The organism is Nonomuraea marmarensis (genome assembly GCF_043197025.1).
In the GTDB taxonomy this organism is placed as follows: Bacteria; Actinomycetota; Actinomycetes; order Streptosporangiales; family Streptosporangiaceae; genus Nonomuraea; species Nonomuraea marmarensis.
In genome coordinates, this window is record NZ_JBICRM010000016.1 from 170632 (window position 1) to 194179 (window position 23548).

The window sequence follows — 23548 nt, forward strand, 5'->3', positions numbered from 1 at the left end:
TTTTCTTCTACGTTACGAAAACCTTTTAGGTGATTTCGGTCGTTGGGTCGGGGGGTATCGGATGGAGAAGGCCATGAAGCCACGTGTGCTGGTCAGTGCTGCATTGGCGATCCCGTGCCTGATTCTCTTCCTTGTCCTCCAGCGCCACTACGTGCGCGGAGTCGGTGGCGGACGAGCCCCCGCTGGCCGAGGTGGCGGTCCGCCGGAGCGCGCCGGTGGAGCGCGTGGAGGACGGCGTCGTCGAGCTCGACGTCGAGGCGGCGCTGGTCAGAGGGAAACCGCGCGGCTGGCCGTACGGGGCGGAGAAGGACTCCCGGGTCGCGGAAGCGATCACCCTGCGGCTGGTGCCGTACCACCGCTGGGGCAACCGCGGTCCCGCCACCATGCGGGTCTGGCTCCGGTCGTGACCGATCCCGCGTTCTCCGGGGGAACGCGGTCCGGTTAGTACGCGTAGTGCACGACTGTCCCTGACCCCGTTCACGTCGCCGGACGGCGCGTTCACGCCGTCCGGCAACGCGTGGCCCCGTGGAGCGTTTCACAACCGTCCACGATGCCATCGGCCGATCACCCCTCACGACGGCGTCGGTACCCCGACAAGCCGCGACGCCGTCGGCATGCAATCCGGTACCAGGAGGAAGTGTAATGATCGTCAGACGCTTAGGCCGAGCGCCCATTTGGGCCGCTCTGGCCGCGCTCACCGTGGCGGGCCTGGTCAGCCTGCCACCCACCGCGCACGCCGCCGGCCCGGTTCTCCCCGGCAACGAAGGCGACGTGGGTCTCTACACCAACGGTGAGAGCCACGTCATGGACATCGGGGACCCGGTCTACAGCAACGTCGGCGACGTCGCCAACCAGCTGAAGCCCGGCGTTCCGTTCACCGCGTCGAGCATGCACCAGTCGATCTTCGAGAAGGACCTGGCGGGCGGCGGCCAGGACTACTACCTCGACCGCGTGCTCGGTGTTCGCGGCGCGATCGGGTCGACCGTGCTGATGACCCGGGGCCGCTCGCTGTACATGCGCGGTGCGAGCAACAACAACTTCACCGTCATGGGCTTCGCCGGCAGCACCTTCGTCGGAGGCCCCAACAACCTCGGCAACCTGTACACGGTCACCGTGCCCGGGCAGACCGTGACCGAGGTGAACACGAACCGGTTCAACGCGCCCAGCCACGCCAAGGGCCAGTACACGATCGGCACCACCGGCGTCACCGCCGATCTGACGAAGTTCATCACCTACGACAACGTCGCGGTCACCGCCATCACCTTCACCAACCCCGGCGGGTCGGCGGCGGCCTTCACGGTCCGGGCGGCCTCGCCGCTGGCCACCCAGGCGGGCGCCACCGCGGCCGAGCTGGCCGGCACCCGGGTCATCACCAGCGGTTCCAACAACGGGCTCATCGACACCCCGTGGGACACCGTCAAGATCGACCTTACCGGAGCCGGCTTCACCCGCACCGGCACCAACCTGGACCGCGAGATCACCGTTCCCGCCGGTGGCACGGTCTCGCTCTCCGTGGTCGGCGCGGTCTCCTCGGCCTCGCTGCCGCAGACGGTGAAGGCCTACCACGACTACGCCGAGCTGGCCCCCGCCGAGGCGGTCCGCACCGGCATCACGGCGTTCAACCGCCGCTGGGCGCAGGACGTGCCCTACTTCGACGTCCCCGACCCCGCGCTGGAGAAGGCCATCGTCTACCGCTGGTGGGGGGAGCGTTACAACTCGCTCGACGCCAACGCGACCGGCTACGTCTACCAGTACCCCACGACGATCGAGGGAGTGAACCTCTACCAGAACGCCGTGGCGCTGACCCAGCCGATGCACCTGCAGGACACCAAGTGGCTGCGCACGCCGTACCTGCCGTACGGCCAGATCCTCAACATCGGCGAGTTGTCCGGCTCCTCGGCCTTCCTGGACAGCCCGGGTCACACGAGCTGGAACAACCACTACTCGCAGTACATCGGCACGGCCGGCCTTGAGGCCTACAACGTGCACGGTGGCGGCAAGGAGATCGCCGAGAAGTTCGCCCACTTCTTCGAGGGCGACGGCAAGGGCCAGCTCGAGCACTACGACGGCAACAACGACAAGCTCATCGCGTACGACACCAACTACATGCCCGGCAACGACGCGGACGCCATCTCCTTCGGGTTCCCGAAGACCGGCGCCGGCGCGCCCGGCGCGCGGACGATCGAGCGTCCGGAGTCGGCGTACGTGTGGGGCGCCCTCGACGCCGCCCGGCAGCTCTATCAAATCGCCGGCGCGGACCAGGCCAAGGTCGACGAGATGGCGACCAGCGCCAACGGCGTCCGGGACGCGATCCTGAACAAGCTGTGGAGCCCGGACATGCGGATGTTCCTGGCCGCCACGTCGCACGGCGCCACCAGCGGGGCCAGCTCCAACGGCCGCGCCAACCCGCTGCCCGTGGAGGCCCGCGGGTCGATCCCGGCCAAGGAGTCGAACCTCTACGACGTCTACTCCGAGAACCTCATCCCGTACGACCAGGCGCAGAAGTACGTCGACGGCTACCGCTTCCTGACCTACGGCGACAACTTCCCGATCTTCCCCTTCTACACGGCCAACCAGTACGACCGGACGGCCTACGGGATCGGCGGCTCCAACAACTTCTCCAACATCAACTTCACCGTGCAGTACCGTGCCGTGCGGTCGGCGCTGCGGCACTATGACCCGGAGGGGAAGTACATCACCCCGGCCTACGCCAAGCGGCTGCTTGACTGGATGGCCTGGAGCATCTACCCGAGCGGCGACATGCGGGCGCCGAACCAGTCGGAGTACTACTCCAACTGGAACCCGACCACCAGGACGTACAACCGCAACAACCCGAACCACGTGATGCTCGGGAACATGAACTACATCTTCGTCGAGGACATGGGCGGCATCCAGCCGCGGTCCGACGACAAGATCGAGCTCTGGCCGATCAACTTCGGCTACGAGCACTTCATGGTCAACAACCTGAAGTACCACGGCCAGGACGTCACCATCGTCTGGGACCCGGACGGCACCAAGTACGGCCTGGGCGCGGGCTACAGCCTGTTCCTGAACGGCGAGCGCAAGGTCGGCACCGACAAGCTCGGCAAGGTCACCTACGACCCGAAGACCAACCAGGTCGAGGCCGGGGCCGGCGTCACCGTCACCTTCCGGGCCGAGGACGGGGACGACTTCCCGACCGCGGGGAACACCCCCATCGAGGACGAGCGCGTCGTCTCGTACCTCAAGACGGCCGGCATCGACCTGACCGAGGACTCGGCGAACCTGGCGAAGGGCGCTACCCTCGCCTCGTCGTACACCCAGCAGGGCACCCGCCCGACCTCGTGGCGGCAGTTCCACACGCCCGGCTACAGCACCACCTCGATGAACTACACGCCCGGCGCCATCAAGGAGACCGAGCGGCCCGTGTCGCTGGCGGCTGTGACCGACGGCGTCACCGCCAACGAGCCCTACTGGGGTAACTACGGCACGACCGACAAGAACGGCTACGTCGAGCTGAACCTGGGCTCGGCCAAGTCCTTCGACAACGTCAAGGTGTACTTCGTCAGCGACCGCCAGGCCGGTGGTTACCATGAGCCCGCCCGCTGGTGGATCCAGGTGCCCGACGGCAACGGCGGCTGGAAGGAGGTGCCGGGCCAGTTCAAGAACCCGGCCGTCCCGACGGCGAAGTTCAACGAGGCGCTGTTCGACACCGTGTCCGCGGACAAGGTGCGCGTCGTCTTCACCAACAGCCCGACCTACTTCAGCGCGATCTCCGAGATCCAGGTGTTCAACTCGGGCCGCGACGTGCCGGAGGTCACCAACCAGGCGCCGGCCGTCACCGCCACGCGCGACGGCTCGGCGGACGGCAACCTGTCCACCCGGCTGGTCGGCACGGCCTCCGACGACGGCGTGCCGTACGACGACGAGCTGACCTTCGGCTGGGAGACCGTCTCGGCGCCGCAGGGCGCGGGCGTCATCTTCGCCGGCTCCAAGGCGCTGGCCACCCGGGTGACCGGCACCGTCGCCGGTGACTACGTCTTCCGGTTCTTCGCCGACGACGGCGAGAAGCGGTCGACGGCGAACGTGTCGGTGACCCTCGCCAAGAAGGACGTCGTCGCGGAGTTCGGCTCCACGGCGTCGATCACCACCAGTGGCACCTCGTCCTGGGAGAACCACTCGCGGGTCAACGAGGCCACCACTCCGAGCAGCTCCAACCCCGGCGCAGGAACCGGCTGGGGCAACTGGGGCCAGCCGCGCAACGGCACCAGCCCCGCCAACGAGGCGTGGATCCAGTACCAGTGGACCTCACCGGTGCGGCTCTCCTCGACCGACATCTACTGGTACGACGACAACGGCGGCACCCGCCGCCCCACGGCCACGACCTACGCCGTCGAGACCTCGACGGACGGCACCACCTGGACGCCGGTGACGCTCACCGGGGATTCCTCGTACGCCAACGGTCTGGCCACCAACGCCTACAACCGCTTCACCTTCGAACCGGTGACCACGAGCCGGATCCGTATCCGGATCTGGGGCCTCATGTCCGGCGGCGCCGGCACCGGCGTGCTGCGCTGGCGCGCCAACGGCGAGACCGTCGACTCGGTGCGCTCGCCGGTGCTCATCCGGACCGGCGTGGGCCTGGTGCCCACCCCGCCGGCGACGCTTGAGGCGGTCTACACCAGCGGCGCCCGCGGCACCGTGGCGTTCAAGTGGCAGCCGATCACACCGGACATGGTCGCGGAAGCCAACGTCGACCCGTTCGTGATCTACGGCACCAACGACGCCTACGGCCTGATCGCCGAAGCCCGCGTCTACGTGCGTCCCGAGATGTCGGAGGACGGCATCTCGATCCAGGGCGCCGAATCCTTCGAGCAGCACCTCAAGGTCGGCGAGCTGCCCTACCTGCCCACCAAGGTGGAGGTCTCCTACAACGACGGATCCAGGGACAACCAGGCCATCGGCGTGAACTGGCGGTTCAACCCCGACATCGTCAACACCGACGGCACCTACACCGTCATCGGCGACCTGGTCCTGCCGCCGTACGTCAGCGAGGCCGGCACCATCCGGACCACGCTGACGCTCACGGTGGGTGAAGGCGGCCCGGTCTGGGCGACGAACGTGCAGGCGCGCACCCAGTGCACCGGCACGAACGCCTACGTCACCCTCAACGTCCGCAACGACGACGACGTGCCGCTCACCATCGAGCTGATCACGCCGTACGGGTCGCGGACCGTGGCCAACGTGGCGCCAGGGAAGTTCGCTTACCAGGCGTTCAACTCCCGCACCAAGTCGATTCCGGCCGGAACGGCGACCGTGAAGGTCACCGGAACCGTCGACGGCGTGCCGGTCACCGTGCCGGCGCAGGTGCCGTACGGCGCGCTCAACTGCGGCTAGCGCTCCCCGGTGGCGGCGTCCGGGCGGGACGCCGCCACCACCCCCCGCTGTGAGTCTCGCTGACAGTAAGGAAGCACCACCTTGAAGATCGTCATGAGGCGGCCCGCCGCCTCATCACCCCTCCGCTCCCGGCCGAAGCGCCGGTTCCGCAGGACCGCCGCGGCGGCGGTCGCCCAGCTCGCGGCCCTGTGCCTGATCGGGGTTCCCGTTCCGGCCCACGCCGCCGACTCCACCACCTTCACCAACACCCGCAACCCGATCCTCGGCGACGGCAGCTACTACTCGGCCGACCCCGCGCCGGTCGTCATCCCGGCCGGGGCCCCGGGCAACACCGGCGGCCACGACGAGCTCTACATCTACACCGGCCACGACCAGGCCGGGCCGTCCCAGAACGACTTCATCATGAACGAGTGGGGCGCGTTCAAGACCGGTGACGTCGAAACCGGCCAGTGGACCCACTACCCGTCACTGATGCGCCCGGAGACGGTCTTCTCCTGGGCGACGCCGGGGCGCGCGTACGCGGGCCAGGTGATCCAGGGCGTGGACGGGCGCTACTACTGGTACGTCCCGGTCAGCGAGCGGGAGAGCACGGCGTCCGACAAGTTCGCCATCGGCCTGGCCGTCGCGACGTCGCCGACCGGCCCGTGGACCGACTACGTGGGCGGGCCACTGATCTCCCAGCGGGTGCCCTCGGCCAACAACATCCAGAACATCGACCCGACGATCCTGATCGACGGCGAGGCCCCCAACCAGCGGGTCTACGTCTACTGGGGCACCTTCGGGAACCTGCGGATGCTCGAGTACCAGCAGGACATGAAGACGCCGATCGGCACCCAGCGCTCCATCACCGGCCTGACCGGCTTCTTCGAGGCGCCCTGGGTCTTCGAGCGGAACGGCACGTACTACATGGCGTACGCCGGTAACAACGCCGGCCCGACCTCGCAGTGCACCCCGGCGAACTACCACGCCTGCATCGCGTACGCGACGGCCTCCTCGCCCGCGGGGCCGTGGACCTACCGGGGCACCGTGCTCCGGCCGGTCTCCTCGACCACCAGCCACCCGGGCATCCTGGAGTTCAACGGCAAGTGGTACATCGCGTACCACACGGCCGACGCGGTCGGCGGCGGGCACTTCCGCCGTTCGGTCGCGATCGACCGGGTGGAGTGGGACGACACGCAGACCCCGCCGCGGATGAAGCTCGTCACGCCGACGCCGGTCAAGGGACGTGACCTCACGCCCCGCCCGAACATCGCGCAGGAGGCGAAGGTCACCGTCTCCAACGAGCCCGTGCCCACCCAGTACTGGGTGAAGGCGCTCAACGACGAGCTCGTCCGGTCCAACCCGCTGCCGCCGGACATGTGGGGCACCTGGACCGGCAACAACCCGCCGCAGCAGTGGGTGCAGTACACGTGGGACCAGCCGATGCGGATCTCCGGCTCGCAGATCGACTTCTGGAACGACAACCCGCAGGGCAGCGGCGTGGGAGTCGCGGCCCCCGCCCGCTGGAAGATCCAGTACTGGAACCTCGCCACCGGCCAGTGGGCCGACGTGCCCAACGCGAGCGGCTACCCGACCGGCACGCAGGGCTTCCAGAACACCGACTTCGACCCGGTCACCACCACGCAGGTACGCGCGACCTTCGACGCCTCCACCAACGGCAGCACCTACTCGGCGGTCGCGGTCGAGGAGTGGAAGATCCTGGCCACGCAGCCGGAGACCGTCAATCCACCGGCCATCACCGTCGAAGTGGGCGAAACGGAGCTGCCCGGCACCGTCGGCGTCGCCTTCGGCGGGGAGACGCTGCGGATCCCGGTCTTCTGGGACCCGCTGACCCCCGAGCAGGTCGCCCAGCCCGGCACGGTCACCATCCGGGGAACCGTGCTCGGCTACGCCGCCGGCCGCATCTCCGCGCAGGTCACGGTCCTCTCGCCGGACGACACCGAAGGCGACGAGACCGCGCCGACGCTGACCCTCACCCCCAGCGGCAGCGCGGGCAACGCCGGCTGGTACCGCTCGGCGGTACGGGTGCGCGTCAACGGCGTCGACGACCGCGGCGGCCGGATGACCATTGAGACGAAGGTGGACGACGGCCAGCCGGTCGTCACCACCGACACCCGGCAGGCCGACGCCAACGTCTCCGGGGACGGCGAGCACACCGTCACCGCGAAGGCGACCGACCGCGCGGGCAACGTCTCGACACCCGAGAACCTCACGGTACGCATCGACGCCACGGCACCGGTCAGCGTCGGCACCCTGAACACCACCACCCGGTCGGTCAAGGTCCTCGCGACCGACGCCACCTCCGGCGTCGCCGGCATCGAGTACGCCATCGGCACCGGCCCGTGGACCCCCGGCGACGTCATCACGGCGCCCGACGCCAACCGGCAAACCGTGTCGTACCGGGCGATCGACAAGGCGGGAAACCTGGAGACCGCCAAGACGGTCGTCATCCCGGCGGACCTGTCCGCGCCGCTCAACGGCAACATCGCCCCCATCGCGACCCCGACCGCCTCCTCCACGGCGGGCTGGAACAGCGTCACCGCTCTCAACGACAACGCCGACCCGGCCAACCCGAGCCAGGCGCAGATCTGGGGCACCTGGTCCGGCACCCGCCCGGCGACCCAGTGGGTCCAGTACGACTGGTCACGCCCCGTACGCATCATCAGCACCGAGCTGAAGTTCTGGCGGGACTCCAACCAGGGCACCGGCGACGGCGTCGCCCAGCCAGACGGCTGGGTGCTCCAGTACTGGGACGAGGCCACCTCGGCCTGGCGTGACGTGACCGGCGCGGCCACGTACGGCACGAGCACGACCGCGTTCAACAACGTCACCTTCGACCCGGTCACCACGTCCCGGATGCGGGCCACGGTCCGGGCCAACGGCAACGGCACCACCTACTCCGCGGTGGCGATCACGGAATGGCGGGTCTTCGCCCAGGAACCGGCTCCCGAGGAGCCCGCCGAGATCCCCGTCACGATCACCGTCACGCCGCGGTGTCTGGCCGGCAAGGCGTACGTGGCCATACAGGCGCGCAACGACCATGACGCGGCGGCGAGCATCACCCTGGAGAGCGCGTACGGCGAGCGATCGTTCCCGAATGTCGCGCCGGGCGCGAGCGCCTACCAGTCGTTCGCCACCCGTACGGCCTCGATCGCGGCGGGTACGGTCACCGTCCGTGCCGCCGACGAGAAGACGACCTCGGTCTACACCGCGGAATACCCCACCCTCACCTGCGCCTGAAGTCCCATCTCTGTCTTCATCACCAGAAATCACGCACAAATGGAGCAATACATGAAAACTCAGCACAAATGGCAGCTCGCGGTGGCTGCCGCCCTGACCGCGTCCGTGGCACTCCAGGCGCCCGCCCTGGCCGACCCCGACCCCGGCGACAGCACAAAAATTAAGGTGAAGGTCGAAATCGAGCAGATCGAGGAGCCGGGCGTACTCGCCATGTCGATCGCCGCCGACTCCGTCGCGCTGAGCGAGGACGGCTCGACCCTGGAGACCCGCCAGTTCCTCGGCACCCTGCCGACGGTGACGGTCACCGACACCCGCACGATGGAGGAGGTGCCCAACGGCGCCGCGTGGGCCGTCCTCGGCAACACGACCGACTTCGTCGGCGACTCCGGTCAGGCGCCCATCAGCGCCGGCCACCTCGGCTGGAAGCCGCACCTGATCGACGGCGGCGAGACCGGGCTGGTCGCCGAGGGCGAGGAGGTCGTGACCGTCCTCGACGAGCCGACCCAGCCCGGCAACAACGTCGGTCTGGTCGACCAGGAACTCCTGGTCTCGACCTTCGAGTCCGGCGCCGTCGCCGGCGGCGCGTACACCGTCAACGCCGACATGTTCCTGCGCACCCCCGCGGACGTCGCCGCGGGTTCATATGCTTCGACGTTGACCCTGTCCCTGTTCGAATAGCCGACTGGTGGGGGCCGCGGCGTCGCGGCCCCCACCGCCCCCTTTTGCCGGAGGACCTCGCCGTGATCCGAACCTTGTCGCAGACGCTGCCGCGGCTCCTCGCCGTACTCACGGCGGCGCTCCTCACCGTGCCCCTCGTGCCCACTGGCGCGCTGGCCGAACCGACTCTCACCTGGTCGGTCCAGCCGGCCGGCCAGCAGGGCCCGGACGGCCGCCGGTGGATCGAGCTCACCCTCGACCCGGGTCAGAGCGTGACCGAGCACCTGGCCGTGCGAAACTTCGGCGACGCCGCCGCCGTCTTCGCCCTGAAGGCCGCCGACGGCTACCTCACCGACAAGGGCCGCTTCAACATGCTCCAATCCGACCGCGCCTCAGTGGACGGCGGCACGTGGATCAAGGTCCAGAACGAGGTCACCGTCGGGGCCAACGAGACGAAGGTGGTGCCGTTCACGATCACCGTGCCGCGTGACGCCTCGCCGGGGGACCATCCGGCCGGCATCGCCGCGACGGTCACCAGCGCCAGCAGCACGGTCTCCGTGGAGAGCCGGGTGGGGTTCCGGGTCATGATGCGCGCCACCGGCACGATCAGGGCGGCGGTGGCGGTCGGCGACCTCTCGGCCACGTACGAGCAGTCGTGGAATCCCTTCTCGTCTGGTGTCATCCGGGTCAAGTACACGGCGACGAACAAGGGGAACGTCGCGGTGAGCGGAGCCGGCGAGGTGACGGTCAGCGACCTGTCCGGTCTGGCCGAACGGGACGCCAAGGCCGATGTCGAGGAGATCTTTCCCGGCGACAGCCGTACGGTGGAGACCCGCATCGCGGGAGTCTGGGCCCTGGGCCCGCTCTCCACGAACGTCACCGTGTCCCCGTCCGTCCAGGGTGGCGTCCCCGCCGGCGCTGTGGTCGAGAACGCCGCCACCGACGTGACGGTCTGGACTGTGCCCTGGCCCCAATTGGCCCTGGCCGCGCTTCTCGTGATCCTCTTCTTCTCCTATCGGGCCATCACCCGGCGCCGCCGCCGGCACCTGGCGGACCTGCTCGCCCGCGCCCGCGACGAAGGCCGCGCAGAGGCCCAGGAGCCCTCACGGAACACCCAGGTTTAGAGTCGTTTCCATGGACTATCTACGGTTGGGAACGACCGGCCTCACCGTGAGCCGCATCTGCCTCGGCATGATGAGCTACGGCGACCCCGCCGGACCCAACGGCTGGGCCCTCCCCGAACCCGACGCCGAACCCCTCGTGAAAGCGGCCGTCGACGGAGGCGTCACCTTCTTCGACACCGCCGACGTCTACTCCGCCGGCACCTCCGAGATCGTCACCGGCAACCTGCTCCGCAAATTCTTCCCCCGCCGCGACGACTACGTCCTGGCGACCAAGGTCTTCTTCCCCGTCGGCGACAGAGGCCACAACGCCCAAGGCCTGTCCCGCAAACACATCATGGCCGCCATCGACGACTCCCTCACCCGCCTGGACACCGACCACGTCGACCTCTACCAAATCCACCGCTGGGACGAGAACACCCCCATCGAAGAAACCATGGAAGCCCTCCACGACGTCGTGAAGGCAGGAAAAGCCCGCTACATCGGAGCCTCCTCCATGTACGCCTGGCGCTTCGCCAAAGCCCAGCACGTCGCAGAGAAGAACGGCTGGACCAAGTTCGTCGCCATGCAGAACCACTACAACCTCCTCTACCGGGAGGAGGAGCGCGAGATGTTGCCGCTCTGCGCCGACCAGGGGGTGGGCGTGATCCCGTGGAGCCCGCTGGCCCGTGGCGTGCTGGCCAGGGCGGGCACGGAGGTCACGACCGCCAGGACGGGGTCGGACGCGCGCATCGACTACCTGTACGACCCCGAGAACGACAAGGTGATCCTCGACCGGGTGGCGCACGTGGCCCGGGACCGCGACCTGCCCGCCGCGCAGATCGCGCTGGCCTGGCTGCTGCACCAGCCGGCCGTCACGGCGCCGATCGTGGGGGCCACGAAGGGCCGGCACGTCGACGACGCGGTGGCGGCCGTGTCGGTGTCGTTGTCGCAGGAGGAGCTGGCGTTCCTGGAGGCTCCGTACCGGTCGCGCGAGGTGCGGTTCTAGCGGCGGTACGCCGGAGCGCCCGGGGACCCGGCCGCAGGGGCCGGATTGTCGGGGCCGGACCCTAAGGTATGGGCATGCGGGCAAATGACGAAGCGGCGGCGGCGCTGCAGGAATACGCGGAGCTGTTCGCGCTCTGCGGCGGCGACGCCTTCCGCGTGCGGAGCTACCAGAAGGCGGCCAAGGCGATCGCCGGGTTCCCGGAGGACATCTCGGTCGTCGACGTGCGCGGCGTCCCCGGCGTGGGCGAGGCGATCGCCAAGAAGATGGAGGAGTTCCTGCAGCGCGGGAGCTTCCGCCAGCTCGACGACCTGCGGGGCCGGGTGCCCGACGGCGTGCGCAGGCTGACGCGGGTGCCGACGCTGGGGCCCAAGACGGCGATCATGTTGTTCGAGGACTACGGCATCGACTCCGCGGTGGCGCTGAGCGAGGCGATCACCGCCGGGCGGCTCGACGGCGTCAAGGGTCTCGGCCCCAAGACCCTGGCCAACCTGCTCAAGGGCATCGAGCAGCTGGAGCAGTCCGGCCGCCGGGTGCACATCGGCGTCGCCATGTCCCTGGCCGAGCAGGTGATGGGGTCGCTGAAGGCGGAGCGGATCGCGTACGCGGGGTCGCTGCGGCGGATGAAGGACACGATCGGCGACATCGACATCCTCGCGGTGGCGCCGGAGTCGATCATGGCGGATTTCCGCGCCCATCCCTACGTCGCCGAGGTCATCGCGGCGGGCGACAAGAAGACCTCGGTCCGCACCACGTCCGGCATCCAGGTGGACCTCCGCGTGGTCCCGGCCGGGTCGTGGGGCGCGGCCATGCAATATTTCACCGGTTCCAAGGAGCACAACGTCGCCATCAGGGAGATGGCGGTGAAGAAGGGCTGGAAGCTGTCCGAATACGGGCTGTTCGAGGGCGAGCGGGTGATCGCCGCCGAGTCCGAGGAGGACATCTACGCCGCGCTCGGCATGCGGTTCGTGCCGCCGCCGATGCGGGAGGACGGCGGGGAGGTCAAGGCGGCGCTGCGGGGCGAGCTGCCGGTGCTGGTGGAGCTGTCCGATCTCAAGGGCGACCTGCACACGCACACCAACCTGACGGACGGCGTCGCCTCGCTGGCGGACATGGTGGCGGCGGGCCACGCCCAGGGCTACGCCTACTACGCGGTCACCGACCACGCGCCCGATCTGACGATGCAGCGGATGACGCTGGACAAGGCGCTGGAGCAGCGGGGGCAGGTGGCCGAGCTGCAACGGAAATATCCCGACATGCGGCTCCTCCACGGCACCGAGCTCAACATCGCCCCCGACGGGTCGGTGGACTGGCCTGGGGAGATCCTGCGCGAGTTCGACGTGTGCGTGGCGTCGGTGCACTCGCATTTCGGGATGTCGCGGGAGGAGATGACCCGCCGCTTCATCGCCGCCTGCGAAAACCCCTATGTCGACATCATCGGGCATCCCACCACCCGCAAGATCGGCAAACGGTCCGCCGTGGACGCCGACTGGGACGCGATCTTCCGCGCGGCGGCCCGGACGGGCACCGCCATGGAGATCGACTCCTTCCCCGATCGGTCGGATCTGCCGTCCGATCTGGTGCGGCTGGCCAGGCATCACGGGGTCAAGTTCTCGATCGACAGCGATTCGCACGCGATTCCGCACCTGGTCAATCAGCGGTTCGGAGTGGGGGTCGCGCAGCGGGCCTGGCTGACGACGGACGACGTGATCAACACCTGGCCCTTGGACCGGCTCCTGACCTTCCTTGGACGTTAGCGGCCAAACACACCACCCGCCCGCTGGCGACGCTGGTCGCCGAGGCGCAGACATACGTGCGCTGACCTGAGAAGAGTCAGGGTATGGGCGGTTCTGGAAGCCGACGGGCGAGGGCAGGGATGGAACGTTCCCCGCGGCGAGCTTTGGCAATGGAGGGCGCGGTGGGATGATGATAGAAGGGAGATTAGATGGTTTCCAGGTAGGAAATATATCCTAGGAGGTGATGCCCATGAAGCAGGCCATGGCGACGATCGTGAAGCCCCTTCCCGACCACCTGTTCAGGGTCCACGGCGCGAGTGCCGAGATGCGGTGGGAGGCCATGTCGGGGCAGGGATACCACACCCCGAACGACCGGTTCTTCGTGCGGAACCACACCTCCACCCCGTACATCGACGTCACCACCTGGCGGCTGCGGGTGCACGGCGCCGGGGTTCGATGTCCGCGCGCGTTCAGCTACGAGGAGCTGCGGGGCATGCCGTCGCGGACGTTCGATGTGGCGATCGAGTGCGCGGGGAACGGACGGCGGTTCTACGGGACGCAGCAGCACGACGCGGCCCCCGGGACGCAGTGGGGGCTGGGGGCGATCGGGGTCGCGCGGTGGCGCGGGGTGCCGCTGAGATATCTGCTCCACGAGGTGGGGCTGCTCCCCGAGGCGGTGGACGTGCTGCCCACCGGGCTCGACGCGCCGTTCGAGGACTACGGGCACGTACGCCGGCCGCTGCCCGTCGGCAAGGCCATGGACGACGTGCTCGTCGCCTATGAAATGAACGGCGAGCCGCTGCCGCCGGACCACGGATTTCCGGTGCGGCTGGTGGTGCCGGGATGGGTGGGAATAGCGTCGATCAAATGGCTGGGCGACATAGAAGTTTCAACAACAGAGCTCTTCTCCCCGTGGAACATGGTCTTTTACCGGGACGTCACCACGCAACCGGTGAAGAGCGCTTTCGAGCTCGCCTGGAATGCCCGCCTGCCCGTCGCAGGGCCGCACATCCTGCGCGGACGGTCCTGGTCGGGGCGGGGCAGGATCGTCAAGGTCGAGGTCAGCTGCGACGGCGGTACGAGCTGGCGCGTGGCCGAGCACCACGGCCAACACCTGGTCAGCGCCTGGCTGCCGTGGCACATCGGATGGGCGCCGCGCCATACGGGCGAGCACGTGCTGATGGCGCGGGCCACCGACGAGACCGGCGCCACGCAACCCCTGACCACGCCCCGGCACCCCTTCGGCTACGTGTTCGACGCCGTCGTGCGGCACCCCATTCGGGTGGTCAACGGATAGGTAATTGTCACCGATCCCGACTGAGCTGGGAATTCACTAAAGGCTGGTCCGGCACACCCGAATTCATCTGAGAGACTCTCGCGGAAACCTTCCAGAAATCCCATCATGTGATGCTGCCCACATCACGGGAAAAGGAGAGCAGATGCGCCAGCTGACCGCACTCGACGCCCAGTTCCTCAATGTCGAATCGGCCACGACCGCCGCGCACGTTGCCGGGCTGGCGATCCTCGACTCGGCGGACGGCTCGGTCAACCGGCGCGCCCTGGCGGAGCTCCTGCTCGACCGCCTTCACCTGTCACCCGCGCTCAGCCTGCGGCTGGCCGAGGTACCGCTCGGGCTGGACCACCCCTACTGGGTCGCCGACCCCGGGTTCGACATCGACAACCATCTGTTCGAGATGACCTTGCCCGATCCGGGTGACGACTGGCAGCTGGCCGAGGCGGTGGCGGAGATCCACGCCAGGCGGCTCGACCGGGCGCATCCGCTGTGGGAGATGCACCTGATCAACGGGCTGCCGGATGGCAGGGTGGCCGTGTACACGAAGGTGCACCACGCCGCGATCGACGGCGTCTCCGGCGCGGAGACCCTGGCCACGCTACTCGACCTCGCCCCGGACGCCCACACCGTGGACGCCATCGGTGGAGCACGGCAGGAAGCCCTTGAGCCGGCGCAGCGAGACACAGGGGCCCATGGCCGAGCGCGGCAGGAGAGCCGTGAGCCGGCGCGCCGAGGGGCACCCGAGTCGGTGCTTGAGGATGCGCCCGGGCTGGCCGGGATGCTGGCCGGGGCCGCCATGCGCACCGCGACCCACCCCGTGCGCGCCGCGCAGTCCGTCGTCAGAGCCGCGGGAGACCTGGACGCCATCCCTTTGGTGGGAGGCCTCCCCGGGGCGAAGCTGATCGCCAGGGCCGCGCGGCTGGTCGCCCGCGACCGGCACCAGCGCCCCGACCTGCCCAGCCTCGTCGTCCCCCGCACCCCGCTCAACGGCCCCATCAGCGCCCGCCGCCACCTGTCGTTCGGCTCGCTCTCGCTCAAGGACGTCAGGAACGTGGCCAGGACCAACGGCATCAGCGTCAACGACGTCGTCATGACCCTGTGCACCTCGGCCCTGCGCTCGTGGTTGCGCGAGCGCGACGCGCTGCCGGAGGCGCCGCTGATCGTGGCCGTCCCCGTCGCCGTACGTACGGCCGGAGCCAAGGACCTCGTCGGCAACCAGATCTCCGCCATGGTCGCCCCCATGCCCACGAACGTCCCCGACCCCAAGGAACGCCTGCACACCGTCGGCACCACCATGGGCCAGGCCAAACGGCGTTTCGCGATGGCGCCCGCGACCTGGCTGAGCGAGTTGTGCTCGTTATTGCCGGCCCCGGTCACCAGCCTGCTCACGCCCACGATCTTCCGGCTGGCGGCGCTGACGTTCCCGCCGATCAACCTGATCATCAGCAACGTGCCGGGCCCGCAGTTCCCGCTGTACCTGTGCGGCGGCAGGGTGCTGTCGTACTATCCGCTGTCCGTCCTGACCGACGTGAGCGGCGGCCTGAACATCACCTGCTTCTCCTACGACGGCATGCTCGACTTCGGGATCGTGGCCTGCCCCGAGCGGATGGACGACGTGTGGGGGCTGCTCGCCCACCTGCGTACGGCGCTCGACGAGCTGCTAGAGGAGCGAGTGGGCGATGAGTTCCGCAACGGCGTCGGGGTCGATCTGGTGGCCGGTTAGCTGGCAGAGGTTCTCCTGGTAGAGCAGCACGGCGGCGAACGTGGCCGCCGCCACCTCCAGCCTGGCCAAGTCCCCGCGGGCCCCGGGCAACGCGAGCTCCAGCGCGAACCTGGCGCGCCTGATCAGCTCGCCGTTGAGCCGCCCGAGGCGTTCCTTGACCGAGCCGTGCGTGTCGGCCTCCCGGAACAGGATGCGCCGCATCGCCGGTGAGGCCCGCAGCGGCAACCCGCGCGCCAGCCTGGACAGCGTGCCCGCCGGGTCGCCGGGGACCGCGTCGATGTCGCGCCCCTCCTCGACCAGCGTGCGCTCGTCGACGAGGGCGACCAGTACGTCGATCTTGCGCGGGAAGTAGTGGAAGATCAGCCCTTTGGGCACCATCGCGAGCCTGGCGATGACCGCGGTCGGCGTGGCGTCGTAGCCGCCGCCCGCGAACAACTCCTCGGCCGCGTCCAGGATGCGCGTGCGCGCGTCACCGATCACCACAGCACGCACCCTAGCGCCACCTGCGACTTCACCGCCATGCCGGGAAAGCGAGAGCCCCCTGCCCGTGGAAAAAACCCGGCTATGGGCGGGCGACCTGGTCGGCGACCCGGGCGATCCTCACCAGGCGGGCCAGGGCGGGACGCGACAGCACCTCCCCGATGTCGTGCAGAGCGATGATCAACTCCTCAACCCCGTCAAGAGGCATGTCCCGCTCCCGGTTGAGCAGTATCCCCCGGTATTCCTCGGGAGAGACGGCCCGCCCGGGGAGCTCGATCCCGTCGTCCTCCGCGCGGAACAGCACCGGGACGGATGTGTCGAGAACCAGGGCGAGGGCGGTCAGCTCCGCGGCCGTGAAGGACCGCCGGCCGCGCTCGGCCTGGTGGACGGCCTGCCTGCTCCACGGCCTGTCCAGGTAGCGCCCCAGGGCTTCCCCGAGCTCGGTCAGCGACAGGCGCCGCTCGGTCCGCAGGCGTGCGATCTGCCGCCCGATGGCCTCTTCGACCCGCATTCCTCACTCTCCCATCGTGTCATTACACACAATGACACCGACAGCTTCCCATTGACAATACGCCCTTCGCTGCCTTAGCGTAAATATGTAGGGTTCTTCGTCAATGTGACCAATGACGAGACCGATGGGGGCGAGCGAGATGCGAGGCCTCGAACTAGAGGTGATCGAGCCGGTCGGCGACTGCGCCATTTTCAGGGTCGCCGGCGAGATCGACCTGTTCACCGCTCCCCAGCTCCGTGAGCAGGTGCTGGACCTCGCGGGCAAGGGCATCGTGCACCTCGTGGCCGACATGAGCGGGGTGGAGTTCCTCGACTCGACCGGCCTGGGGGTCCTCGTGGGCGGCCTCAAGCGGCTGCGGATGAACGACGGATCACTTGACCTGGTGCTGTGCACGGAGCGCGTGCTGCGCATCTTCACTATCACCGGGCTCGTGACCGTGTTCCCGCCCCACCCCACCGTCCCGGCCGCGATCGCCGCGAACCCGCACTGGGTGCGCACTGTCGAACGCGAGGCCGGGAGCGTCGAGGAGTGGTGCCGGCAGCACGGCCTGTAGCGGAGGTGGCTACGGGCGGGAGGCCTCGTCCAGGAGGGCCAGCTCGTCGGCGGTCAGCGCCAGTTCGGCGGCCGCCATCAGCGCCCGCAACTGCGCCACATTGCGCGCACTGGCGATCGGCGCCGTGATCGTCGGCTGGGCGGCGACCCAGGCCAGCGCCACCGAAGCCGGTGCGACCCCCTGCGAGCCCGCCACCTCGGCCAGCGCCTCCAGCGTCTGACGGCCGTGCTCGGTCGCCAGATACTCGGCGGCCTTCCCGGCCCGCGGGCTGTCGACGGTCACGCCGGGCGCGTACTTGCCGGTCAGGAAGCCGCGGGCCAGGCCGAAGTACGGCGTGCTGGACAACCCCTCCCCCGCCACCACGTCCCGCAACTCCCCTTCGTAACCCCGCTCGACCAGGTTGTACGGCTGTTGCAACGCCACATACCGGACCAGCCCCTCGTCACCGGAGAGCTTGAGCGCCTCGGCCAGCCGCGCCGCGCCGTAGTTGGAGGCCCCGACGTGACGGACCTTGCCCTCGCGCACCAGCGCGTCGAACGCGGCCAGCGACTCCACCAGCGGCGTGTCATGATCGTCCACGTGGGCCCAGTAGAGGTCGATGTAGTCGGTACGCAGCCGGCGCAACGAATCCTCGACCGCCGTCCGGATGGTCGCCGGCGCCAGCCCGGTCAGCCCTTCCAGCATGCCGACCTTGGTGCCCAGCACGATCGAGTCGCGGTTGCGGCGATCCGCCATCCACTCCCCGATGATCATCTCCGAGGTGGACTCGCCGGTCACCCAGTAGGGGTAGACGTCGGCCGTGTCGATGAAGTTGCCGCCCCCCTCGACGTACGCGTCCAGGACCGCGAACGCGGCCTCCTTGTCGGCAGTCCAGCCGAAGACGTTGGTGCCCAGCGAAAGCGGAAATACGGACAGGTCCGTGCTGCCTATTGATCTCATCTCGCCATTATCCGGTCGGCCGGAAAGGCGGTTCGATGCGGCCCCCGTTCAGTTGACCCGGTTCACCAGGGAGTCGCACAGGGCGCGCAGGTCCGTGGCGTCCGGCAGGCACTCGTCCATGATGTTCAGGGCCGAGGCCACGTACCGGTCCGCCAGGGCCTGGGCCGCGGCCCGGCCGCCGGCCTCCTCAACGAGGTGGGCCGCCTGCCGGGCGGAGCGCTCGTCCGTGATGCCGTCGACCAGGACGGCGGACAGCTCGCGGGCGGCGGGGCCGTCCGTGGCGAGGGCCGCGAGCACCGGAAACGTTTTCTTGTCGCGCCGCAGATCGCTGTGCACGGGTTTGCCTGTGACGCTCGGGTCGCCCCAGATGCCGAGCATGTCGTCCACGATCTGGAACGCCACCCCGAGATCCCGCCCCATGTCCCACATGCGGTCCGCGAGCTCGGGCGCGCCGCCCAGGGCCACGCCCGCCGCGGCGGACGCCCCCAGCAGCCCGCCGGTCTTGCCCGCGGCCATCTCGGTGTATTCCTCCACGGTGACCTCGTTGGCACCGCGCCAGGGACGGTTCTCGAACGCCATGTCGGCCGTCTGCCCCTGGACCAGCTCGATCAGGGCCGCCGACAGATATTTCATCGCCTCGGGCCGCCCTGCGAGCTGGCTGACGGCCAGGGCCAGGAGCGCGTCGCCGGCCAGCAGCGCGGGCCCCACGCCGTACGCCTTCCAGAGCGCCTCGCGGTGCCTGCGCCGTTCGTCGTGATCGATGATGTCGTCGTGCACCAGCGAGAACGCGTGCACCAGCTCCACCGCCACCGCCCCGGGCAGCGCCGACTCCGCGGGGGCGCCGACGGCCTCCGCGCTGAGCATGGCGATGGCAGGCCGCACGCTCTTGCCGCCGTCCCCGCCATGGGACCGGCCGTCGGCGTCCGACCAGCCCATCGCGAACGCCGCCATCCTGCCGCCCCACGGATGCAGCACGGAGACCGCCTCACGGAGAGCGGGGTCGAGCAGACGCCGGCAACGAGCGATGACGCCACTCAAGGGATGGCTCAGATTCAAAAGGTACTCCTACCCCTGTACGATCTTGAATCTACATGCATAAGCATGTGATACTCCACCCAACGGTTGACATTTGTCAGGAAATGTCCGGGATGTGAGACGGACACCGTCGGCGATGGAGGAATAACCCGTGGCGATCGACGCCGCCCCCACCAGAACAGTCCCGTTCCTCCGCAAACTCACAAGACACGCGCGTGTCCCCGTCAACGCGTTCGAGGAAGCCGGAACGCAGGCCAACGGGGACCTCGTCCGGCTGAACATGGGTCCGTTCCGCCCCTATCTGGTGACGCACCCCGACCACGTCCAGCACGTGCTCGCTCGTAACCAGCCTAACTACGTGCGTGAGGGCATGTTCTGGGACCCCCTGGCCCCGCTGCTGGGCGAGGGCATCCTGTCCGACGGCGAGAGCTGGGCCGACAGCCGCCGGATCCTGCAGCCGCTGTTCACCGCCAAGTACGTGAACTCCCTGGCCGAGCGCATGGCCGAGATCATCAACGAGCTGATCGAGGAGACCGTCGTCCCCGGCCGCCCGTTCGACGTGGCCAAGGGCGTCTCCGCCATCGTGCACCCGACGATCGTGCGGCTGTTCTTCGGCGCGAAGATCTCGGTGGCCGACATCAACCGGCTGGTGCCCGCGTACGACGTGGCCGTCACCGCCAAGGCCATCCGGCTGCTGATGCCCTTCGTGCCCGAGCTCTTCCCGATGCCGGGCGACCAGGCGTTCAAGCGCGCGATCAAGGCCATCGACGAGGTCGTCTACCCGCGCATCAGGCAGGCCAGGGCCGAGGACCAGGAGGGCAACGACGTCGTCTCGCGGTTGTGCAAGGCGCGCCAGGACGAGACGGGCGCCGAGGGCGACCGGCGGATCAGGGACGACCTGGTCGCCATGCACGGCGCCTCCACGGAGACCTCGGCGACCGCGCTGACCTGGGCCTGGCCGGTGCTCCAGACGTACCCGGAGATCGCCGCCAAGGTGTACGAGGAGATCGACCGGGTGGTCGGCGGCGACCCGATCAGCACCGCGCACCTGCCGGACCTGGTCTACCTCCGGATGTTCGTCAACGAGCTGCTGCGCCTCTACCCACCGGGGTGGATCCTGCCCCGCAAGGCGCTGGAGGCCGACGTCGTGGGCGGGGTCACGATCGAGGCGGGCTCGACCGTGCTGCTGAGCCCGTACCTGACGCACCGGTTGCCGCGGTTCTGGGACCGGCCGCTGGTGTTCGACCCGGAGCGGTTCGCGCCCGGGAACGAGGGCAAGCGGCACCGGTACGCGTACTGGCCGTTCGGCGCGGGCCCGCACGTGTGCCTGGGGCAGCACCTGTTCATGATGGAGGCGCCGCTGCTGATCGGGGGGATCCTGCGGAAGTACCGGCCCGTGGTGCACCACGACGGCCCGGTGACGCCGCGCCTGGCCTCCTCGCTGCGTCCCATGGCCGGCCTGTCGATGACGCTCGTACCGGCATGACCGAGTCCTTCGCGACCGGCCGGACATGTGCCCTGGCCGTGGCGGGCGGCCGCGATCTCGCCCGCGTGGCCACCCGGTACGACGGGCTCTTCCCGGAGAAGTCCTTCGACGCCGGGCTCTACGGCTCGCTGGCGCTGGCGGGCGCGTTCGGCTCGCCCTGGGCCACGGTCGAGGAGCTGCGCGTGGTGAACCGCTCCTCGTTGCTGGTGTTCGCGGTCGACCGGCTGATCGACGAGGAGGCGACCTCTCGGGAGCAGGTCAACACCGTGGTCGCCGAGTGCCTGGACGGGACCGAGTCCCCCGTCGCCGCCTTCCTCGCCGACCTGCGGGCCGAGCTCGGCGCCTTGCCCGCGCTGGAGGCGGCCTGGCGGGACCAGCTCGGACGCATGCTGGGCGCCATGGCCCGCGAATGGGACTGGAGCAGGGCCGAGCAGGGCCCGACGATCGAGGAGTACCTGGACAACGCCGACAGTTGCGGCGCCTACTTCATCGGCGTCTCGCACTGGATCCGCACCGGACTGGCCGGCTCCCCCGACGACCTGGACCGGCTGCGGCCCGCGGGCGACGCGGTGCAGCGCTATCTCCGGCTGCTCAACGACGTGGCCACGCGGCACCGGGAGGCCGGCTCCGGCGACGTCAACGCGTTCACGCTGGGGATGGGCCTCGACGAGGTGAACGCGCGCATGGCCGAGCTGGCGCGGGAGGCCGCCGGGCTGATCGAGCCGCTGCGGGACGCCTACCCGCGGGCGGCCGGGTACCTGACCTGGCAGATCCACTACAGCGCCGGCTTCTACGGGCTGTCCGACTTCTGGGCTCCCTCGTGACCGACCTCACTCGGCGGGCGAACGGCCTGGTCGCCGAGCTCATGGCCAAACCCTGGGGACAGGTGTCCCCGTCCGTCTACGAGACCGGGCGGCTGGTCACGATCGCGCCCTGGCTGGTCGGGCAGCGGGAGCGGGTGGCGTACCTGCTGGAAGAGCAGCGCGGCGACGGCTGCTGGGGCGCTCCCGACGGCTACGGGCTGGTGCCCACGCTGAGTGCCACGGAGGCGCTGCTGGCCGCGGCCGAGCGCGGCGACGGCGACCCCGCCGCCCTCATGCCGGCCGCGCTGGCCGGGCTGGAGGCCCTGCGCCGGGTGCTGCCAGAGCCGCCCGAGCTGCCGGACACGCCGGCGATCGAGCTGATCGTGCCGCATCTGGTCGCGCTCATCAACGACCACGGCTGCGCCGAGCCGCTGCCGCTCCCGCCCGGCATGGACGGCACCCGCCTCGGGCTGGTCAGGCGGCTGCTGGAGTCCGGTGGCGAGCCGCCGCAGAAGCTCCTGCACGTGTTCGAGGTGGCGGGCGCGGCGGGCTCCAGGGCCGGCGCCGTGCGGCCCACCTCGATCGGTACGGTCGGCGCCTCCCCCGCGGCGACGGCCGCCTGGCTGGACGGCCTCGCGCCGCCCGACTCGGCCGACTCCGCCCGGCGGCACCTGGAGGCGGTGGCCAAGCGCTATGGCGGCCCGGTGCCCGTCGGCCTGCCGATCACCGTCTTCGAACGGGCCTGGGTGCTGAGCTGGCTGGTCAGGGCGGGCGTGCCGGTGGAGGTGCCACCGGAGATGACCGCCGACCTCAGGGCCGCGATCGGGCCGGACGGCACGCCGGCCGGGGCCGGGCTGCCCGCCGACGCGGACACCACCAGCGTCGCGCTCTACGCCCTGGCGCTGCTCGGGATGCCGTGCGAGCCCGGGTCGCTGACGACGTTCGACACCGGGGCGCACTTCTGCACCTGGCAGGGCGAGGACGGCTTCTCGGTCAGCGTGAACGCCCACGTGCTCGACGCGCTCGGGCAGTATGTGCTGGCCAGGCCCTCGGCCGCGGGCACGTACGGGCCGGTGATGGCCCGCGTGGCCCGCTGGCTGGCCGGGCTGCAGCAGGCCGACGGGAGTTGGAACGACCGGTGGCACGCCTCGCCGTACTATGCCACGCTCAGTTGCGTGCTGGCGCTCGGCGAGTTCGGCGGCCCCCAGTACGCCGGGGCCGTCCTGGCGGCCAGGGAATGGGTGCTGGCCACCCAGCGGGACGACGGATCGTGGGGGCGGTGGACGGGGATGCCGGAGGAGACGGCGTACGCCGTACAGGCTCTCTTGCTGTCCGGGCCCGAGCCGGACGAGCGGTGCGTGCGAGCGGCGGTGCATGGATACGAGTTCTTGACCCGTGTGGGCGATTTATCGGATTACCCGCCCCTGTGGCATGACAAGGACCTTTACACTCCGACAGCAATTGTGCGGGCGGCCGTCCTGGCCGCTCTGCATGTAACGCGGACGCGCACCAACGGAGAATTTACTAGGAAAAAATAGGACATAGCGGCCTAATGGTGCTCTTTCGTGTTGAGGGAGCAATGTGGCGTTGCTAGGGTGACCCAAGTGTC

General features: G+C 69.4%; 17 protein-coding genes. 13 read left to right on the forward strand and 4 right to left on the reverse strand.

Features of this window, described 5'->3' with window-relative positions; all coding sequences use genetic code 11:
• Positions 1-164 precede the first annotated feature (164 nt).
• The 9 genes from ACFLIM_RS26135 (at position 165) to ACFLIM_RS26175 (ending at position 16132) form a co-directional block, all read left to right on the forward strand.
• Positions 165-407, forward strand: coding sequence for a hypothetical protein (locus tag ACFLIM_RS26135; RefSeq protein ID WP_393169735.1), 243 nt, complete (start codon positions 165-167; stop codon positions 405-407).
• Between the two features lie 235 nt (positions 408-642).
• Positions 643-5376, forward strand: coding sequence for a galactose-binding domain-containing protein (locus tag ACFLIM_RS26140; protein WP_393169737.1), 4734 nt, complete (start codon positions 643-645; stop codon positions 5374-5376).
• An 81-nt stretch (positions 5377-5457) separates the two neighbouring features.
• Positions 5458-8616 (forward strand): family 43 glycosylhydrolase, encoded by a 3159-nt coding sequence (locus ACFLIM_RS26145; RefSeq protein WP_393169739.1) that lies wholly within the window; start codon positions 5458-5460, stop codon positions 8614-8616.
• A gap of 51 nt (positions 8617-8667) precedes the next feature.
• Positions 8668-9294 carry a hypothetical protein gene (locus ACFLIM_RS26150; RefSeq protein ID WP_393169741.1) on the forward strand — a complete coding sequence of 209 codons (627 nt, stop codon included), beginning with the start codon at positions 8668-8670 and terminating at the stop codon, positions 9292-9294.
• Between the two features lie 62 nt (positions 9295-9356).
• Positions 9357-10397: a WxL protein peptidoglycan domain-containing protein gene (locus ACFLIM_RS26155; protein ID WP_393169742.1), complete on the forward strand. Its 1041-nt coding sequence runs from the start codon at positions 9357-9359 to the stop codon at positions 10395-10397.
• Between the two features lie 10 nt (positions 10398-10407).
• The gene (locus ACFLIM_RS26160; protein WP_393169744.1) at positions 10408-11382 is read left to right on the forward strand and encodes an aldo/keto reductase; all 975 of its coding nucleotides are present in this window, start codon (positions 10408-10410) and stop codon (positions 11380-11382) included.
• A 74-nt stretch (positions 11383-11456) separates the two neighbouring features.
• A complete protein-coding gene (gene polX, locus ACFLIM_RS26165; RefSeq protein ID WP_393169746.1) occupies positions 11457-13136 on the forward strand; it encodes a DNA polymerase/3'-5' exonuclease PolX in 1680 nt (559 codons plus the stop codon).
• A 229-nt stretch (positions 13137-13365) separates the two neighbouring features.
• Complete coding sequence (locus tag ACFLIM_RS26170; RefSeq protein ID WP_393169748.1) at positions 13366-14412, forward strand: sulfite oxidase; 1047 nt, start codon at positions 13366-13368, stop codon at positions 14410-14412.
• A gap of 142 nt (positions 14413-14554) precedes the next feature.
• A complete protein-coding gene (locus tag ACFLIM_RS26175) occupies positions 14555-16132 on the forward strand; it encodes a WS/DGAT/MGAT family O-acyltransferase (RefSeq protein ID WP_393169750.1) in 1578 nt (525 codons plus the stop codon).
• On the opposite strand, the gene ACFLIM_RS26180 is transcribed toward ACFLIM_RS26175, so the two are convergent.
• Both ACFLIM_RS26180 and ACFLIM_RS26185 read right to left on the reverse strand, forming a co-directional pair.
• Entirely contained in the window at positions 16070-16615 is a 546-nt protein-coding gene (locus ACFLIM_RS26180) for a TetR/AcrR family transcriptional regulator (RefSeq protein WP_393169752.1), read from the reverse strand. The two genes, ACFLIM_RS26175 and ACFLIM_RS26180, sit on opposite strands and share 63 nt — an antisense overlap.
• Positions 16616-16694: 79 nt before the next feature.
• Entirely contained in the window at positions 16695-17123 is a 429-nt protein-coding gene (locus ACFLIM_RS26185; RefSeq protein WP_393169754.1) for a helix-turn-helix domain-containing protein, read from the reverse strand.
• Between the two features lie 139 nt (positions 17124-17262).
• Between ACFLIM_RS26185 and ACFLIM_RS26190 the strand changes: the two genes are divergently transcribed.
• On the forward strand, positions 17263-17676 hold the full coding sequence (locus tag ACFLIM_RS26190) for an STAS domain-containing protein (protein ID WP_393169779.1): 414 nt from the start codon (positions 17263-17265) through the stop codon (positions 17674-17676).
• 9 nt (positions 17677-17685) lie between these two features.
• Here the strand turns inward: ACFLIM_RS26190 and ACFLIM_RS26195 are convergent, their stop codons facing one another.
• Together ACFLIM_RS26195 and ACFLIM_RS26200 are read right to left on the reverse strand one after the other, a co-directional pair.
• The gene (locus tag ACFLIM_RS26195) at positions 17686-18615 is read right to left on the reverse strand and encodes an aldo/keto reductase (protein ID WP_393169756.1); all 930 of its coding nucleotides are present in this window, start codon (positions 18613-18615) and stop codon (positions 17686-17688) included.
• A 48-nt stretch (positions 18616-18663) separates the two neighbouring features.
• The gene (locus ACFLIM_RS26200) at positions 18664-19671 is read right to left on the reverse strand and encodes a polyprenyl synthetase family protein (protein ID WP_393169758.1); all 1008 of its coding nucleotides are present in this window, start codon (positions 19669-19671) and stop codon (positions 18664-18666) included.
• Between the two features lie 130 nt (positions 19672-19801).
• On the opposite strand from ACFLIM_RS26200, the gene ACFLIM_RS26205 reads away from it, so the two are divergent.
• Genes ACFLIM_RS26205 through ACFLIM_RS26215 form a run of 3 tightly spaced genes read left to right on the forward strand, consistent with a single transcriptional unit; the run spans position 19802 to position 23477 of the window.
• Complete coding sequence (locus tag ACFLIM_RS26205; RefSeq protein ID WP_393169760.1) at positions 19802-21136, forward strand: cytochrome P450; 1335 nt, start codon at positions 19802-19804, stop codon at positions 21134-21136.
• Positions 21133-21960, forward strand: a complete 828-nt coding sequence (locus tag ACFLIM_RS26210; RefSeq protein WP_393169762.1) for a terpene synthase family protein — start codon at positions 21133-21135, stop codon at positions 21958-21960. Before ACFLIM_RS26205 ends, ACFLIM_RS26210 begins: the two co-directional genes overlap by 4 nt.
• Complete coding sequence (locus tag ACFLIM_RS26215; protein WP_393169764.1) at positions 21957-23477, forward strand: prenyltransferase/squalene oxidase repeat-containing protein; 1521 nt, start codon at positions 21957-21959, stop codon at positions 23475-23477. The genes ACFLIM_RS26210 and ACFLIM_RS26215 overlap by 4 nt, the downstream gene beginning before the upstream one ends.
• Positions 23478-23548: the final 71 nt, after the last annotated feature.

Bases quoted from the DNA above. Each gene is read 5' to 3' on its own strand.
- ACFLIM_RS26140 (WP_393169737.1), top strand. From the start codon at position 643: ATGATCGTCAGACGCTTAGGCCGAGCGCCCATTTGGGCCGCTCTGGCC.
- ACFLIM_RS26150 (WP_393169741.1), top strand. From the start codon at position 8,668: ATGAAAACTCAGCACAAATGGCAGCTCGCGGTGGCTGCCGCCCTGACC.
- ACFLIM_RS26160 (WP_393169744.1), top strand. From the start codon at position 10,408: ATGGACTATCTACGGTTGGGAACGACCGGCCTCACCGTGAGCCGCATC.
- polX (WP_393169746.1), top strand. From the start codon at position 11,457: ATGCGGGCAAATGACGAAGCGGCGGCGGCGCTGCAGGAATACGCGGAG.
- ACFLIM_RS26170 (WP_393169748.1), top strand. From the start codon at position 13,366: ATGAAGCAGGCCATGGCGACGATCGTGAAGCCCCTTCCCGACCACCTG.
- ACFLIM_RS26175 (WP_393169750.1), top strand. From the start codon at position 14,555: ATGCGCCAGCTGACCGCACTCGACGCCCAGTTCCTCAATGTCGAATCG.
- ACFLIM_RS26185 (WP_393169754.1), bottom strand. From the start codon at position 17,123: ATGCGGGTCGAAGAGGCCATCGGGCGGCAGATCGCACGCCTGCGGACC.
- ACFLIM_RS26190 (WP_393169779.1), top strand. From the start codon at position 17,263: ATGCGAGGCCTCGAACTAGAGGTGATCGAGCCGGTCGGCGACTGCGCC.
- ACFLIM_RS26195 (WP_393169756.1), bottom strand. From the start codon at position 18,615: ATGAGATCAATAGGCAGCACGGACCTGTCCGTATTTCCGCTTTCGCTG.
- ACFLIM_RS26210 (WP_393169762.1), top strand. From the start codon at position 21,133: ATGACCGAGTCCTTCGCGACCGGCCGGACATGTGCCCTGGCCGTGGCG.